This window comes from Pseudomonas sp. efr-133-TYG-5, from assembly GCF_030209175.1.
Classification (GTDB): domain Bacteria; phylum Pseudomonadota; class Gammaproteobacteria; order Pseudomonadales; family Pseudomonadaceae; genus Aquipseudomonas.
The window spans coordinates 373013-387042 of record NZ_JARVSM010000007.1; the positions used below are offsets into that span (position 1 = coordinate 373013).

Consider the following 14030-nt stretch of genomic DNA (forward strand, 5'->3'; position numbering starts at 1 on the left):
CTATGAAGGCGTACTGGATTGCCCACGTGGACATCAGCGATCCTGAGCACTACAGCCAATACACCCAACGCGCGCCGCAGGCGTTCGCCGCGTTCGGCGCGAAGTTTCTGGCCAGGGGCGGGCGCAGCGAGGCGCTGGAGGGCAGGGCTACACCGCAGCGTAGCGTGGTGATCGAGTTCGACAGCTATGAGAAGGCCGTGGCGTGCTACCACTCGGCGGCGTATCAGGAGGCGAAGCGTTATCGCGAGGATTGGGCGAGGGCTGAGATCATCATCGTTGAGGGCATCGCCCCCATTTAAGCAACACCGCTAAAACGGTGGGAGCGAGCCTGCTCGCGAAAGCGGTCGTTCATTCAACATCGGTATCGACTGACCCGACGCCTTCGCGAGCAGGCTCGCTCCCACAGGGGGAGTGTGATTCTCAGCGGATGAAGTGAATCTTGCCGCTGTCGTCATTGCCCATGTAGATGCCATAGACGCCAGCCTGGCGTTCCTCGATATAGCGCTCGAGGATCTGCCGGATCGCCGGGTAGTAGATCTTGTCCCACGGGATGTCTTCGGGGGCGAAGAACTTGTAGTCCATGGTCTCGGGGCCGAACTGGCCGGTGATCTCCAGCGCGATGGCGCGGAAGATGATGTACACCTCGCTGATCTTCGGCACGCTGAAGATCGAGTACGGCGAGAGGATTTCCGCGCGCACGCCGCTTTCTTCCCAGACTTCGCGCAGGGCGGCCTGTTCGGTGGTCTCGCCGCTTTCCATGAAGCCGGCCGGCAGCGTCCAGGTGCCCGGACGCGGTGGGATTGCCCGTTGGCACAGCAGGTATTTGCCGTCCTGCTCGATGATGCAGCCGGCGATGATCTTTGGATTGACGTAGTGGATGTAGCCGCAGGCGCGGCACATCAGGCGCTCGTGCGTATCGCCCGGCGGGACCTGCTGACCAAGGTCAGGGCCGCCGCACTTCGGGCAAAAGCTCGGGCTGAACATGTCAGTGACCTATGCGCGGTTCTTTCAGCGCGATGGGCAGGGTGATGTTCGGCGTGGCGCCGGTCTCTTCCTGTTTGCGCTTGAGGTAGTCGAGGGCCACGGCAGCCGCTGCCCGCACGTGATCGACGCAGGCCTGGTGCGCCGCCAGTGCATCGCCGCTCTTGATCGCCTCGACCATTTTTTCCATTTCCTGGTTGCTCGCGCCGCGCCGATTTTCCTGCGACACCGAGGTCGCCCGCAGGTAGCTGATGCGCGCCTGCAACTGGCGCAGCTGCGTGGCCGCGACATGGTTGCCGGAGCCTTCGAGCAGCACGTCGTAGAAGCCCTGTACCGAGTCGATCACCTGTTGCAACTCGCCGTCCTTGAGCGCCTTGCGGTTCTCTTCGAGGGCTTTTTCCAGGGCCTTGATGTCCTTGGCCTTGGCGCGCAGGGTGAACAGCTGCACGATCAGCCCTTCGAGCACGCAGCGCAGCTCATAGATATCGACCGCATCGGCGAGGGTGATGATGGCCACGCGCGGGCCCTTGGCGTCGGCGAACTCCACCAGGCCTTCGGACTCGAGGTGACGCAAGGCCTCACGCACCGACGTGCGGCTGACGCCCAGGCGATCGCACAGATCGCGCTCGACCAGGCGATCGCCCGGCAGGAGCTGGAAGTTCATGATGGCGCTTCGCAGTTTATCCAGCACGATTTCGCGCAGGGTAACGGGGTTGCGATTGACCTTGAAGCTGTCGTCGAGTGGCAGGCGTTTCATGGGGTCCGCTCTTTACTGTGGCTGTCCGTGCCAAACGGGCATTCAAACAGCCGAGGGGTTAACTGGAGGCCTCGGCATCGGCTTCGGCGAAGGCTTCGCGGGCGAGCCGGAAACTGTCCACGGCTGCCGGGACGCCGCAATAAATACCGACCTGAAGCAGAATTTCGCGTATTTGCTCACGACTCAGGCCGTTACGCAAGGCGCCGCGCACATGCAGTTTCAGTTCATGCGGGCGGTTGAGCGCCGAGATCATCGCCAGGTTGATCATGCTGCGCTCCTTGAGCGACAGACCTTCGCGCCCCCAGACGTGGCCCCAGCAGTATTCGGTGACCATTTCCTGCAGGGGGCGGGTGAAGTCGTCGGCGTTCTCGATCGAGCGCTGCACATAGGCTTCGCCCAATACCTGAGTGCGGATTTTCAAGCCTTTTTCGTACTTGTCGTTACTCATAAATCCTCCAATCCACAGGTGTTCCCTGTGGGAGCGAGCCTGCTCGCGAAGGCGTCGTATCAGTCGATGCCAATATTGAATGGTCGACCGCTTTCGCGAGCAGGCTCGCTCCCACATGGGCCATCGTGTGTGGCAATCAACCCAGTGTCGGTAACGCGCCGAGCTTGCCCTTGTGGTAGATCATCGGTGTCACCGGTTGCTCGGGCAGAATCAGGTTCTTCACCGCGCCAACGATGATCGCGTGATCACCGCCGTCGTATTCACGCCACAACTCGCACTCGATGATCGCCGTGGCCTTGGCGAGGATCGGGTTACCGAGTTCGCTCAGGTGCCAGTCGATGCCCTTGGCCTTGTCCTTGCCCTTGCCGGCGAAGGCGTAGGCCTCGGCGGTCTGGTCGGCCGACAGCAGATGAATGGCGAAGCGCTTGCTGTCGCGCAGCACCGGGTAGGTGTCGGAGGCGTAGTTGGGGCAGAACAGCACCAGCGCCGGATCGATCGACAGCGCGCTGAAGGCGCTGGCGGTGATGCCGACGATGCCGCCCTCCGGGTCGAGGGTGGTGACCACCGTGACGCCGGACGGGAACGAGCTCATGACGTCTTTGTAAATGCCGGGTTCGATCATTTCGCAGGACTCCTAGCGCATCACAAACGGATCAGGCATCGGGGCCTGGGAGAGGTTGATCCACACCGTTTTCAGTTCGGTGTAGGCCAGCACCGAATCGATGCCGCTTTCGCGTCCATAGCCACTGTTCTTGAAGCCGCCGATCGGCGCCATCGCGGACACCGCGCGGTAGGTGTTGACCCAGATGATGCCCGAACGCACGTCCCGGGCCAGACGATGAGCGCGGCCGAGGTCGCGGGTCCAGATGCCGGCAGCGAGGCCGAACTGCGAGTCGTTGGCGATCGCCAGCGCTTCGGCTTCGTCCTTGAAGCGGATCACCGAAGCCACCGGGCCGAAGACTTCTTCCTGCATGATCTTCATCGAATTGCGGTCGCACTCGAACAGCGTCGGCTCATAGAACCAGCCGTCGCCGACACCGCTCGGGCGCTTGCCGCCCAGACGCAAGCGCGCGCCTTCGGCGATGGCGTCGGCGACCAGGCCTTCCACCACTGCCAGTTGTTGCGCGGTGGCCATCGGGCCCATTTCGCTGCTGTCATCCTGCGGGTTGCCGATGCGGATGCGTTGGGCACGCTCGACCAGACGGCTGACGAATTCATCGTAGATCTCGTCCTGCACCAGCAGGCGCGAGCCGGACACGCAGCTTTGCCCCGAGGCGGCATAGATGCCGGCAATCGCGCCGTTGATCGCGCTGTCCAGGTCGGCGTCGGCAAAAATGATGTTCGGCGATTTGCCGCCCAGTTCCAGCGACAGCTTGGCAAAGTTCTCGGCGCTGCTGCGCACCACGTGGCGGGCCGTTGCCGCACCGCCGGTGAAGGCGATCTTGCGGATCAGCGGGTGGCGGGTGAGGGCGGCGCCGGTGCTCGGCCCGTAACCGGTGACGACGTTGACCACGCCCGGTGGAATGCCGGCCTCAAGGGCCAGGCGGGCCAGTTCGAGAATGGTCGCCGAGGCGTGCTCGGACGGCTTGATCACGATGGTGTTGCCGGCGGCGAGGGCCGGCGCCAGTTTGATCGCGGTCAGGTACAGCGGGCTGTTCCACGGAATGATCGCGGCGACCACGCCCATGGCTTCGTGCACGGTGTAGGCAAACAGGTCGGGCTTGTCCAGCGGCAGGGTGCCGCCTTCGAGCTTGTCGGCCAGGCCGGCGGTGTAGTGGAAGAATTCCGGCAGGTAGCCGACCTGACCGCGGGTTTCGCGGATCAGCTTGCCGTTGTCGCGGCTTTCCAGCTGCGCCAGTTGTTCCTTGTTTTCTGCGATCAAGTCGCCGAGCCGGCGCAGCAGCTTGCCCCGGGCCGTGGCGGTCAGACCGCGCCAGGCCGGGCTGTCGAAGGCGCTTTGGGCCGCTTGCACGGCGCGCTCGACATCTGCCTCGTCGGCGTCGGGCAGTTCCGCCCACGGTTCGGCCAGGGCCGGATTGAGACTGGCGAAAGTCTTGCCGGAGAGGGCGTCGACCCATTCTCCGCCGATGCACATCTGGAAGCGTGCGAGTGTCATGCAACGATCCCCTTTATTTGATTTTGTCGGGAGTGTGCGAATTCGAGGAATTCCAGCAGCGTCTGGTTGACCAGGCGCGGCGACTCTACGGGCATCATATGCCGTTGCTCGGGCAGCACCGCAACCCTTGCGCCGGGAATGCGCCGGGCCAGTTGCTCGGCCATTTCCGGGGTCGAGCCCGGATCGAGTTCGCCGGTGGCGATCAGCGTCGGTGCCTGAATGCGGCCCAGGTCGTCGGCGCGATACATGTCCTGCGTGGCGAACAGTTCGTAGGTCGTCAGATAGCCCTGCGGGTCATTGCCGGCCAATGTCTGGCGAATGGCCGCGATCTGCGCCGGGTTGGCCGCCTGGTATTCGCGGCTGAACCAGCGTGACAGTGCGGCTTCGGCGTTGGCGTCCGGGCCGTGTTCGGCAGCCTGCGCGGTGCGGGCGATGACCCCGGCGCGCTGCTCTTCGCTGCGGTTGAACACGCTGTTGAGCACCACCAGGCTTTGCAGGCGCTCGGGGTAGTGCAGGGCAAACGCCCGCGCCACCAGGCCGCCCATGGAAAAGCCGATCACCGAAGCCAGGGGCAATTGCAGGTGGTCGAGCAACTCCAGCAACTGGTCGGCATAGCCGAGCAGGGCGGTGCCGCTGGCCGGGCGCGGACTGGCGCCATGCCCGAGCATGTCGTAGGCGATCACCCGGTATTGCGTGGCCAGGCCAACGATCTGGCCGCCCCACATTTCTTTGTTCAGGCCGACGCCGTGGATCAACACCACGGGTTGGCCTTGGCCGGTCGCCAGGTAACTGGTGCCGGCCGGGGTGAGTTCAGCGGTAAGCCGAATCATGGAGCGCTCCTGCAATGCCTTTTTATTGTGATTACTGGGCTTTTTCGGCAGCCAGTTCTTCCAGATCGATGTAGCGGTTGCCGATGCGCGGGTGCAGGCGGCCACCGTCGGCGCAACCGAGCACGACGACGATTTCATCGGCGCGCGGGGCGTCTTCGATCTGCATTTCCAGGGTGATGTAGTGCGAACGCAGGCCTTCGTCGTCCTTGTGCATCATCGGGATCTGGATCGAGGTGCCCGGACCGCCGCGCTTGTTGGTGAAGCTCAGGTAACTCTTGGCCTTGACCGCCTCGCGGTAGTGGTTGCCGAAGCGCAGGGTGTGGATCACCGCCGAGGCGTGTTCGATTTCGCCGTCGGCACCGACCACCGCCGCTTTGCCGTAGGCCTCGATCTTCTCGGCGCCGCCGATGATGCCCACCAGACGCTCGACCATCAGCGCGCCGAGGTCGGAGCAGTTGGCGCGGATCTGCGGCTTGAGGTCTTCGACAAAGCCGTTGCCCAGCCACGGGTTTTTCATCACCACGGCCAGGCCGACCATGGTCACTGGCTTGTCAGTGGCCTTGCCGCCTTCGATGAAGGTTTCTTCGACATAGCTGACGATCTTGCGAATTTCGAAACTCATGAGCTGCTCCGTAGGGGATTGAGAGTGTCTGTGCGTCTGATGGTATACCATAATACCGATCCTGCAAGTCCCCTCGGTAACTTTTGCCGCATCACCCCGGCGAATGGTCACGTATTCAAGCCCCCAAGGCCCCAACCACCCGTGTGGGAGCGAGCCCGCTCGCGAAGAGGCCCCTCCAGGCGCATTTTCATTGCCTGACCCGGCGCATTCGCGCGCCAGCGCACTGCCACCGGGCAATTGCGGCGTTACACCGCGCCGCTTTCGGTTAACAAAAGATAACGTGGCGCCGATTGTCAGACGTTTCCAAAGCCCGATAGGATGAGCCAGCTTCCGAAGGGGCTCTGGATTGCGGGTTTCAGGACTATGCTGTGACCAGGCAGTCAGCCCGAGCACCCTTGCGGCGCCCTTTAAGGTCGATGACCCAACAATAATAAATAGGGGAAGGTCTATGAGTCGTTGCCGCCCGCCGGCGTTACGCAAAACCGCGTTGCTGGCCACAGCACTCTCTCTGCTGGGCGTTGCCTCGTTGGCGGCGCCCGTCCTGGCCGCCGAAGCGCCTGCCGACGTGGTCTATGCCACCGAATCGGCCAAGGCCGCGAAAAGCCTGATCCTCGATGTCGCCCATGCCGGAGCACGGCTGGTGGCGGTCGGTGATCGCGGGCACATTCTCTATTCCGATGACCAGGGCAAGACCTGGACCCAGGCCAAGGTGCCGACCCGCCAATTGCTGACTGCCGTGTATTTCGTCGACGACAAGCACGGCTGGGCTGTCGGGCATGACGCGCAGATCCTCGCCAGCGCGGACGGCGGCCTGACCTGGAGCAAACAGTTCGAAGATCTCAAGCGTGAAGCGCCGCTGCTCGATGTCTGGTTCAAGGACGTCAACAGTGGCCTCGCCGTGGGCGCCTACGGCGCGCTGCTGGAAACCACCGACGGCGGCAAGAACTGGCAGGACGTCAGCGACCGCCTCGACAACCAGGACCAGTTCCACCTCAACGCCATCGCCGCGGTGAAAGACAGTGGCCTGTTCATCGTCGGCGAGCAGGGCAGCATGTTCCGCTCCGCCGATTGGGGCCAGACCTGGGAAAAACTCGAAGGCCCGTACCAGGGCTCGCTGTTCGGCGTGATCGGCACCGCGCAGCCGCAGACCCTGCTGGCCTACGGCCTGCGCGGCAACCTCTACCGCTCCACCGACTTCGGCAGCACCTGGCAACAGGTCGAACTGAAGGCCGCGCGCGGTGCCCTGGAGTTCGGTCTGTCCGGTGCCACGCTGCTCGACGACGGCTCGATCGTCATCGTCGGCAACGGCGGCTCGGTGATCAGCAGCAGCGACAACGGCGCGACCTTCAGTGTGTTCAACCGCCCGGATCGCATTTCGCTGTCGTCCGTCACCGCGGCCGGCAACGGCAATCTGATTCTGACCGGGCAGGGTGGCGTCCACACCACCACGCCAAACGGCGCCGAGATTGGCAAATGAGCCGGACCCATAATAAGAAGGCGGAGCTATGACTTCCTTGAGCACTCATCATCAGGACAAGGCGACGTTCCTCGAGCGCCTGATCTTCAACAACCGCCCGGCCGTGATTCTGATCTGCCTGGTGGTCAGCGTCTTTCTGTTCTGGCAGGCCACGCTGATCCGGCCGTCCACCAGTTTCGAAAAAATGATCCCGCTCAAGCATCCGTTCATCGAGAAGATGATGGAGCACCGCAACGATCTGGCGAACCTGGGCAACACCGTGCGGATTTCCGTGGAAGCCACCGACGGCGACATCTTCTCCAAGGAATACATGGAGACGCTGCGCCAGATCAACGACGAGGTGTTCTACATCTCCGGCGTCGACCGCTCCGGGCTGAAGTCGCTGTGGAGCCCGAGCGTGCGCTGGACCGAAGTGACCGAGGAAGGCTTCGCCGGCGGCGAGGTGATCCCGCAGAGCTACGACGGCTCCCAGGACAGCCTCGACATGCTGCGCAACAACGTGCTCAAGTCCGGCCAGGTCGGGCGCCTGGTGGCCAACGACTTCAAGTCGAGCATCGTCGACATCCCGTTGCTGGAGTCCTACCCGGACCCGCAGGACCAGGGCAAGTTGCTGGCGCTGGACTATCGCCAGTTCTCCCATGAGCTCGAAGACAAGATCCGCAACAAGTTCGAAGCGCAGAACCCCAACGTCAAGATCCACATCGTCGGCTTCGCCAAGAAGGTCGGTGACCTGATCGACGGCCTGGTGATGGTGGTGATGTTCTTCGGTATCGCCTTCGTCATCACCCTGATCCTGCTGCTGTGGTTCACCAACTGCCTGCGCAGCACCGTCGCGGTGTTGAGCACCACGCTGGTGGCGGTGGTCTGGCAACTGGGCCTGATGCACTTCTTTGGCTTCGGTCTGGATCCGTATTCGATGCTGGTGCCGTTCCTGATCTTCGCCATCGGCATCTCCCACGGCGTGCAGAAGATCAACGGCATCGCCCTGCAGTCGAGCGAGGCGGACAACGCCCTGACCGCGGCGCGGCGCACGTTCCGGCAGTTGTTCCTGCCGGGGATGATCGCGATTCTCGCCGACGCGGTGGGTTTCATCACGCTGCTGATCATTGATATCGGGGTGATCCGCGAGCTGGCCATCGGTGCGTCGATCGGCGTGGCGGTGATCGTGTTCACCAACCTGATTCTGCTGCCGGTGGCGATTTCCTATGTCGGCATCAGCAAGCGCGCCATCGCCAAGAGCAAGAAGGACGCCAATCGCGAACATCCGTTCTGGCGCCTGCTGTCGAATTTCGCCAGCCCGAAAGTCGCCCCGGTGTCGATTGCCCTGGCGCTGATCGCCTTCGGTGGCGGCCTGTGGTACAGCCAGAACCTGAAGATCGGCGACCTCGACCAGGGTGCGCCGGAACTGCGTCCGGATTCGCGCTACAACAAGGACAACAACTTCATCATCAACAACTACTCGACCAGCTCCGACGTGCTGGTGGTGATGGTCAAGACCGCCACCGAAGGCTGCTCGCGCTACGAAGCGATGGCGCCGATCGACGAGCTGATGTGGAAGATGCAGAACACCGAGGGCGTGCAGTCGGCGATTTCCCTGGTGACCGTGTCCAAGCAGATGATCAAGGGCATGAACGAGGGCAACCTGAAATGGGAAACCCTGTCGCGCAACCCGGACATCCTCAACAACTCGATCGCCCGCGCCGACGGCCTGTACAACAACAGCTGTTCGCTGGCACCGGTGTTGATCTTCCTCAATGACCACAAGGCCGAAACCCTGGACCGTGCGGTGACGGCGGTGCAGGAGTTCGCCAAGACGCACAACAAGGATGGCCTGGAGTTCATCCTCGCTGCCGGTAACGCCGGGATCGAAGCGGCCACCAACGAGGTGATCAAACAGGCCGAGCTGACCATCCTGATCCTGGTGTACATCTGTGTGGCGGTGATGTGCATGATCACCTTCCGCTCGTGGGCGGCGACCCTGTGCATCGTCCTGCCGCTGGTGCTGACCTCGGTGCTGGGTAACGCGCTGATGGCGTTCATGGGCATCGGCGTGAAAGTCGCGACGCTGCCGGTGGTGGCGCTCGGCGTGGGGATCGGCGTGGACTACGGCATCTACATCTACAGCCGCCTGGAAAGTTTCCTGCGTGCCGGCCTGCCGTTGCAGGAAGCCTATTACCAGACGCTGAAATCCACCGGTAAAGCCGTGCTGTTCACCGGCCTGTGCCTGGCCATCGGCGTGTGCACCTGGATCTTCTCGGCGATCAAGTTCCAGGCCGACATGGGCCTGATGCTGACCTTCATGCTGCTGTGGAACATGTTCGGTGCGCTGTGGCTGTTGCCAGCGCTGGCGAAGTTCCTGATCAAGCCGGAGAAACTGGCGGGGCAGAAGGGCAACTCGTTGTTTGCCCACTGATCCGAACGCCTGAAACGACAAAGCCGCAACCTCAGGGTTGCGGCTTTTTCATTTCACGATCCGCACAAAACCTGTGGGAGCTGGCTTGCCAGCGATGACGGCTTAACATTCAACATTGATGTTGGCTGATAGTCCGCTATCGCTGGCAAGCCAGCTCCCACAGGGTTTCTGTTGGTCAGGAGAGTTCAGTACCGAGCACAGCACTCAAGGCACTGCGCGCGTCGTCCAGTTGCACCAGCGTCGCATGTCGTGCACCGAGGGCATCGCGGTTCTCGATGGCGGTGAGAATCGCCTTGTGCCGTGGCAGCGCCAGTTCATGCAGATTCGGCCGCTGGTTGGAATGCTTCAACGCTTCGGCAATGGCTACCGAGAGCATGTTGCACAGGTTGGCGAGCAAATCGTTGTGGGTGGCGTCGGCGATGCGGCTGTGGAAGTCCAGGTCCGGTTGCAGCAGGGCCTCCGGCGTCGGCGCCGCTTCCATGCGCCGATAGGCCTCACCGATTGCGGCGATGTCCGCCTCGGTCGCATGTTGGGCGGCGAGGGCGGCGGCGGCCGGTTCGATGATGCTGCGCACACTGGTCAGCACGTTGAAGAATTCATTCTGCGGGCTGCTCTGCATCAGCCAGTGCAGCACGTCAGGGTCGAGCATGTGCCATTCGCGGCGCGCCTTGACCACCGTGCCGACCCGCGGCCTGGAATACACCAGGCCCTTGGCCACCAGCACCCGCGTGGCTTCGCGCAACACCGGCCGACTCACCGCGTACTCCTCGCAGAGCAGCGCTTCGGCGGGCAGTTTGTCGTCGGGCAGGAAGCGTCCGGAGACGATCTGCATGCCCAGTTCCTGGACGATGCGCGAGTGCATGCTTTTGCGGTCGGAAGGTTTGCGGTAATCCATGGGGAACGGCGCGATCCTGAGCGATGGAGATGCCGCGCATCATAGCAGGCGTGGCTCGTTCTTGAGGTCGATACACAAAGCAAATGTGGGAGCTGGCTTGCCAGCGATGGCGGGGTGTCAGTCAACATGAATGTCAGCTGGCAGACCGTAATCGCTGGCAAGCCAGCTCCCACAGGGGCGACGCTGTCAGTGGGAATGGCGGGGGACTTCAGCACCCCGGCAACCAACCAGGAAGTCGAAGTCACAACCCTGATCCGCCTGCAGCACATGGTCGATATAGAGCTGACGATAGCCGCCCACCAGCAGCTGTTGTGGCGCTTGCAGGTCGGCCATGCGCGCCGCCAGTTCGGCATCGGAAATATCCAGGTGCAGGCGCCCGCTGGCGCAGTCGAGTTCGATCCAGTCACCTTCCTGCACCGCGGCCAGAGGTCCGCCGGCGGCCGCTTCCGGCGCCACGTGCAAGACCACCGTGCCGTACGCGGTGCCGCTCATCCGCGCATCGGAAATCCGCACCATGTCCGTCACGCCCTGGGCCAGCAGTTTGGCGGGCAGGCCCATGTTGCCGACTTCGGCCATGCCCGGGTAACCCTTCGGCCCGCAGTTTTTCATGACCAGGATCGAGTTGGCGTCGACGTCCAGTTCCGGGTCGTTGATCCGTGCCTTGTACATGTCGAAGTTCTCGAACACCACCGCTCGGCCGCGGTGCTGCATAAGTTCCGGGGTCGCAGCGGACGGCTTGAGCACGGCGCCCAGTGGCGCCAGGTTGCCGCGCAGCACACAGATACCGCCGTCGGCGCGGATCGGGTTGTCGAGGGTGCGGATCACTTCGTCCTCGCCGTAGATCGGCGCGTCCTTGGTGTTTTCGCCGATGGATTTGCCGTTGACCGTCAACGCCTCGGGATTGGGGATCAGATTGGCTTCACCGAGACGCCGCAGCACCGCCGGCAGGCCCCCGGCGTAGTAGAACTCTTCCATCAGGAAGCGCCCGGACGGTTGCAGGTCGACGATGGTCGGCATGCCGCGGCCCATGCGCGTCCAGTCGTCCAGGTCGAGTTCGACGCCAATGCGCCCGGCGATGGCTTTCAAGTGGATCACCGCGTTGGTCGAACCGCCGATGGCGGCGTTGACGCGGATGGCGTTTTCGAAGGCTTGCTTGGTGAGGATCTTCGACAGCTTCAGGTCTTCGCGAACCATTTCCACCGCACGCATGCCGGACATGTGCGCCAGCACATAACGGCGCGCATCCACCGCCGGAATCGCCGCGTTGTGCGGCAGCGACGTGCCCAGCGCTTCGGCCATGCACGCCATGGTCGACGCGGTGCCCATGGTGTTGCAGGTGCCGGCCGAGCGTGACATGCCGCCCTCGGCCGCAAGGAAATCATCGAGGGTGATGGTGCCGGCCTTGACCTGCTCGCTGAGCTGCCAGACCACGGTGCCGGAACCGATGTCCTTGCCCTTGTGCTTGCCGTTGAGCATCGGCCCGCCGGTGACGACGATGGCCGGCACATCGCAACTGGCCGCGCCCATCAGCAGCGCCGGGGTGGTCTTGTCGCAACCGGTGAGCAGCACCACGCCATCAATCGGGTTGCCGCGAATCGCTTCCTCGACATCCATGCTCGCCAGGTTGCGCGTGAGCATGGCGGTCGGGCGCAGGTTCGATTCGCCGTTGGAGAACACCGGGAATTCCACCGGGAAACCACCGGCCTCGATCACCCCGCGTTTGACGTGCTCCGCAATCTGGCGGAAGTGCGCGTTGCACGGAGTCAGTTCCGACCAGGTATTGCAGATGCCGATGATCGGCTTGCCATGGAACTGGTGGTCGGCGATGCCCTGATTCTTCATCCAGCTGCGGTACATGAAGCCGTTTTTGTCGGCAGTGCCAAACCATTGGGCCGAGCGCAGGGTGGGTTTCTTCTCAGACATGATCGATTCTCTTATTGTAAGACTATTGTTTGCGAGCTGAGGCCTAATCTAAGCGCAAAATCCGCGGTTTGGAAGTGGTTGTTGGGTAATTAGTATTACTATATAGTCGTTTTCGACGGAGGGATGGCCCTGGCGGTTTTCCGCGAGAGGCGTTCCCCGAGGTTCTATAAAAACAACAATCGGAGACCGACCCCATGAGCCAGGAACTGCGGCTTGTCCGGCGCATTACGCTGAAACTGATTCCCTTCCTGATCCTGCTGTACCTGATCGCCTATGTGGATCGCTCCGCGGTCGGCTTCGCCAAGCTGCACATGGGCGCCGACATCGGCATTGGCGATGCCGCCTATGGCCTCGGTGCCGGGCTGTTCTTCATTGGCTACTTTCTGCTGGAGATCCCCAGCAACCTGATGCTCGAGCGCTTCGGCGCGCGGCGCTGGTTCGCCCGGATCATGATCACCTGGGGCGCGATCACCATCGGCATGGCGTTCGTCCAGGGCCCGCACAGCTTCTACGTCATGCGCTTTCTGCTCGGTGCGGCGGAGGCGGGGTTCTTTCCCGGCGTGCTGTACTACATCACCCAATGGTTCCCGGTGCGCCATCGCGGCAAGATCCTGGGTCTGTTCATCCTTTCCCAACCCATCGCGATGATGATCACCGGCCCGGTGTCCGGCGGTTTGCTCGGCATGGACGGCATCCTCGGTCTGCACGGCTGGCAGTGGCTGTTCATCGTCATCGGCACCCCGGCGATCCTGCTGACCTGGCCCGTGTTGCGCTGGCTGCCGGACGGCCCGCAACAGGTGAAGTGGATGGACCAGGCGGAAAAGGACTGGCTCACCGGCGAACTGAAAAAGGATCTGCAGGAGTACGGCCAGACCCGCCACGGCAACCCGCTGCACGCGCTGAAAGACAAACGCGTGTTGCTGCTGGCGTTGTTTTACCTACCAGTAACCCTGAGCATCTACGGCCTCGGTCTGTGGCTGCCGACCCTGATCAAACAGTTTGGCGGCAGCGATCTGGTGACCGGGTTCGTTTCGTCGGTGCCGTACATCTTCGGCATCATCGGTTTGTTGATCGTGCCGCGCAGTTCCGACCGCCTCAATGATCGCTACGGCCATCTCGCCGTGCTCTACGTACTCGGCGCGCTGGGCCTGTTCTTCAGTGCCTGGCTGGCATTGCCAGCGGCACAACTGGCGGCGCTGTGCCTGGTGGCGTTCGCGCTGTTTTCCTGCACGGCGGTGTTCTGGACACTGCCCGGGCGGTTCTTTGCCGGTGCGAGCGCGGCGGCGGGGATCGCCCTGATCAACTCGGTGGGCAACCTCGGCGGCTACATCGGGCCGTTCGTGATCGGCGCCTTGAAGGAGTACACCGGCAACCTCGCTTCGGGCCTGTACTTCCTGTCCGGCGTGATGGTGTTCGGGCTGATTCTGACCGGCGTGGTCTACCGCGTGCTGGAGCGCAAGCATGTGCTGCCGGTCGACCAGTTTGCCGCCAGTGCACGCGGCGCTACACGAACCTGACTGGACAACGCTGGCCCCTGTGGGAGCGAGCCTGCTCGCGAAGAGGCCATC

Annotated in this window: 13 protein-coding genes; 4 read left to right on the forward strand and 9 right to left on the reverse strand. The window is 62.9% G+C overall.

Going from position 1 to position 14030, the window contains the following annotated elements:
- Window positions 1-2: 2 nt before the first annotated feature.
- Window positions 3-299 (forward strand): DUF1330 domain-containing protein, encoded by a 297-nt coding sequence (locus QRN70_RS23785; RefSeq protein WP_285420326.1) that lies wholly within the window; start codon window positions 3-5, stop codon window positions 297-299.
- 121 nt (window positions 300-420) lie between these two features.
- Here the strand turns inward: QRN70_RS23785 and QRN70_RS23790 are convergent, their stop codons facing one another.
- The 7 genes from QRN70_RS23790 to QRN70_RS23820 form a co-directional block, all read right to left on the reverse strand.
- A complete protein-coding gene (locus QRN70_RS23790; RefSeq protein ID WP_285420327.1) occupies window positions 421-984 on the reverse strand; it encodes an NUDIX hydrolase in 564 nt (187 codons plus the stop codon).
- A gap of 1 nt (window position 985) precedes the next feature.
- Window positions 986-1738, reverse strand: coding sequence for a GntR family transcriptional regulator (locus QRN70_RS23795; protein ID WP_285420328.1), 753 nt, complete (start codon window positions 1736-1738; stop codon window positions 986-988).
- Between the two features lie 58 nt (window positions 1739-1796).
- Window positions 1797-2186, reverse strand: a complete 390-nt coding sequence (locus tag QRN70_RS23800; protein ID WP_003225716.1) for a carboxymuconolactone decarboxylase family protein — start codon at window positions 2184-2186, stop codon at window positions 1797-1799.
- A gap of 136 nt (window positions 2187-2322) precedes the next feature.
- A complete protein-coding gene (locus QRN70_RS23805) occupies window positions 2323-2808 on the reverse strand; it encodes a flavin reductase family protein (RefSeq protein ID WP_285420329.1) in 486 nt (161 codons plus the stop codon).
- A gap of 12 nt (window positions 2809-2820) precedes the next feature.
- Window positions 2821-4302, reverse strand: coding sequence for an aldehyde dehydrogenase (locus QRN70_RS23810; RefSeq protein ID WP_285420330.1), 1482 nt, complete (start codon window positions 4300-4302; stop codon window positions 2821-2823).
- Window positions 4299-5132, reverse strand: coding sequence for an alpha/beta fold hydrolase (locus QRN70_RS23815; protein WP_285420331.1), 834 nt, complete (start codon window positions 5130-5132; stop codon window positions 4299-4301). Before QRN70_RS23815 ends, QRN70_RS23810 begins: the two co-directional genes overlap by 4 nt.
- Window positions 5133-5163: 31 nt before the next feature.
- Window positions 5164-5754: an amino acid synthesis family protein gene (locus QRN70_RS23820; protein ID WP_007978708.1), complete on the reverse strand. Its 591-nt coding sequence runs from the start codon at window positions 5752-5754 to the stop codon at window positions 5164-5166.
- A 448-nt stretch (window positions 5755-6202) separates the two neighbouring features.
- Here QRN70_RS23820 and QRN70_RS23825 point away from each other — a divergent pair, with 448 nt between their 5' ends.
- Window positions 6203-7231 (forward strand): WD40/YVTN/BNR-like repeat-containing protein, encoded by a 1029-nt coding sequence (locus tag QRN70_RS23825; RefSeq protein WP_285420332.1) that lies wholly within the window; start codon window positions 6203-6205, stop codon window positions 7229-7231.
- A 28-nt stretch (window positions 7232-7259) separates the two neighbouring features.
- Window positions 7260-9644, forward strand: coding sequence for an efflux RND transporter permease subunit (locus QRN70_RS23830; protein WP_285420333.1), 2385 nt, complete (start codon window positions 7260-7262; stop codon window positions 9642-9644).
- 175 nt (window positions 9645-9819) lie between these two features.
- On the opposite strand, the gene QRN70_RS23835 is transcribed toward QRN70_RS23830, so the two are convergent.
- Both QRN70_RS23835 and QRN70_RS23840 read right to left on the reverse strand, forming a co-directional pair.
- Complete coding sequence (locus QRN70_RS23835; RefSeq protein WP_285420334.1) at window positions 9820-10539, reverse strand: FadR/GntR family transcriptional regulator; 720 nt, start codon at window positions 10537-10539, stop codon at window positions 9820-9822.
- A gap of 186 nt (window positions 10540-10725) precedes the next feature.
- Window positions 10726-12462, reverse strand: coding sequence for an IlvD/Edd family dehydratase (locus QRN70_RS23840; protein WP_285420335.1), 1737 nt, complete (start codon window positions 12460-12462; stop codon window positions 10726-10728).
- A gap of 194 nt (window positions 12463-12656) precedes the next feature.
- Here QRN70_RS23840 and QRN70_RS23845 point away from each other — a divergent pair, with 194 nt between their 5' ends.
- Window positions 12657-13979 (forward strand): MFS transporter, encoded by a 1323-nt coding sequence (locus QRN70_RS23845; protein WP_285420336.1) that lies wholly within the window; start codon window positions 12657-12659, stop codon window positions 13977-13979.
- The last annotated feature ends 51 nt before the right edge of the window (window positions 13980-14030 follow it).

Bases quoted from the DNA above. Each gene is read 5' to 3' on its own strand.
- QRN70_RS23785 (WP_285420326.1), top strand. From the start codon at position 3: ATGAAGGCGTACTGGATTGCCCACGTGGACATCAGCGATCCTGAGCAC.
- QRN70_RS23790 (WP_285420327.1), bottom strand. From the start codon at position 984: ATGTTCAGCCCGAGCTTTTGCCCGAAGTGCGGCGGCCCTGACCTTGGT.
- QRN70_RS23795 (WP_285420328.1), bottom strand. From the start codon at position 1,738: ATGAAACGCCTGCCACTCGACGACAGCTTCAAGGTCAATCGCAACCCC.
- QRN70_RS23800 (WP_003225716.1), bottom strand. From the start codon at position 2,186: ATGAGTAACGACAAGTACGAAAAAGGCTTGAAAATCCGCACTCAGGTA.
- QRN70_RS23805 (WP_285420329.1), bottom strand. From the start codon at position 2,808: ATGATCGAACCCGGCATTTACAAAGACGTCATGAGCTCGTTCCCGTCC.
- QRN70_RS23810 (WP_285420330.1), bottom strand. From the start codon at position 4,302: ATGACACTCGCACGCTTCCAGATGTGCATCGGCGGAGAATGGGTCGAC.
- QRN70_RS23815 (WP_285420331.1), bottom strand. From the start codon at position 5,132: ATGATTCGGCTTACCGCTGAACTCACCCCGGCCGGCACCAGTTACCTG.
- QRN70_RS23820 (WP_007978708.1), bottom strand. From the start codon at position 5,754: ATGAGTTTCGAAATTCGCAAGATCGTCAGCTATGTCGAAGAAACCTTC.
- QRN70_RS23825 (WP_285420332.1), top strand. From the start codon at position 6,203: ATGAGTCGTTGCCGCCCGCCGGCGTTACGCAAAACCGCGTTGCTGGCC.
- QRN70_RS23830 (WP_285420333.1), top strand. From the start codon at position 7,260: ATGACTTCCTTGAGCACTCATCATCAGGACAAGGCGACGTTCCTCGAG.
- QRN70_RS23835 (WP_285420334.1), bottom strand. From the start codon at position 10,539: ATGGATTACCGCAAACCTTCCGACCGCAAAAGCATGCACTCGCGCATC.
- QRN70_RS23840 (WP_285420335.1), bottom strand. From the start codon at position 12,462: ATGTCTGAGAAGAAACCCACCCTGCGCTCGGCCCAATGGTTTGGCACT.
- QRN70_RS23845 (WP_285420336.1), top strand. From the start codon at position 12,657: ATGAGCCAGGAACTGCGGCTTGTCCGGCGCATTACGCTGAAACTGATT.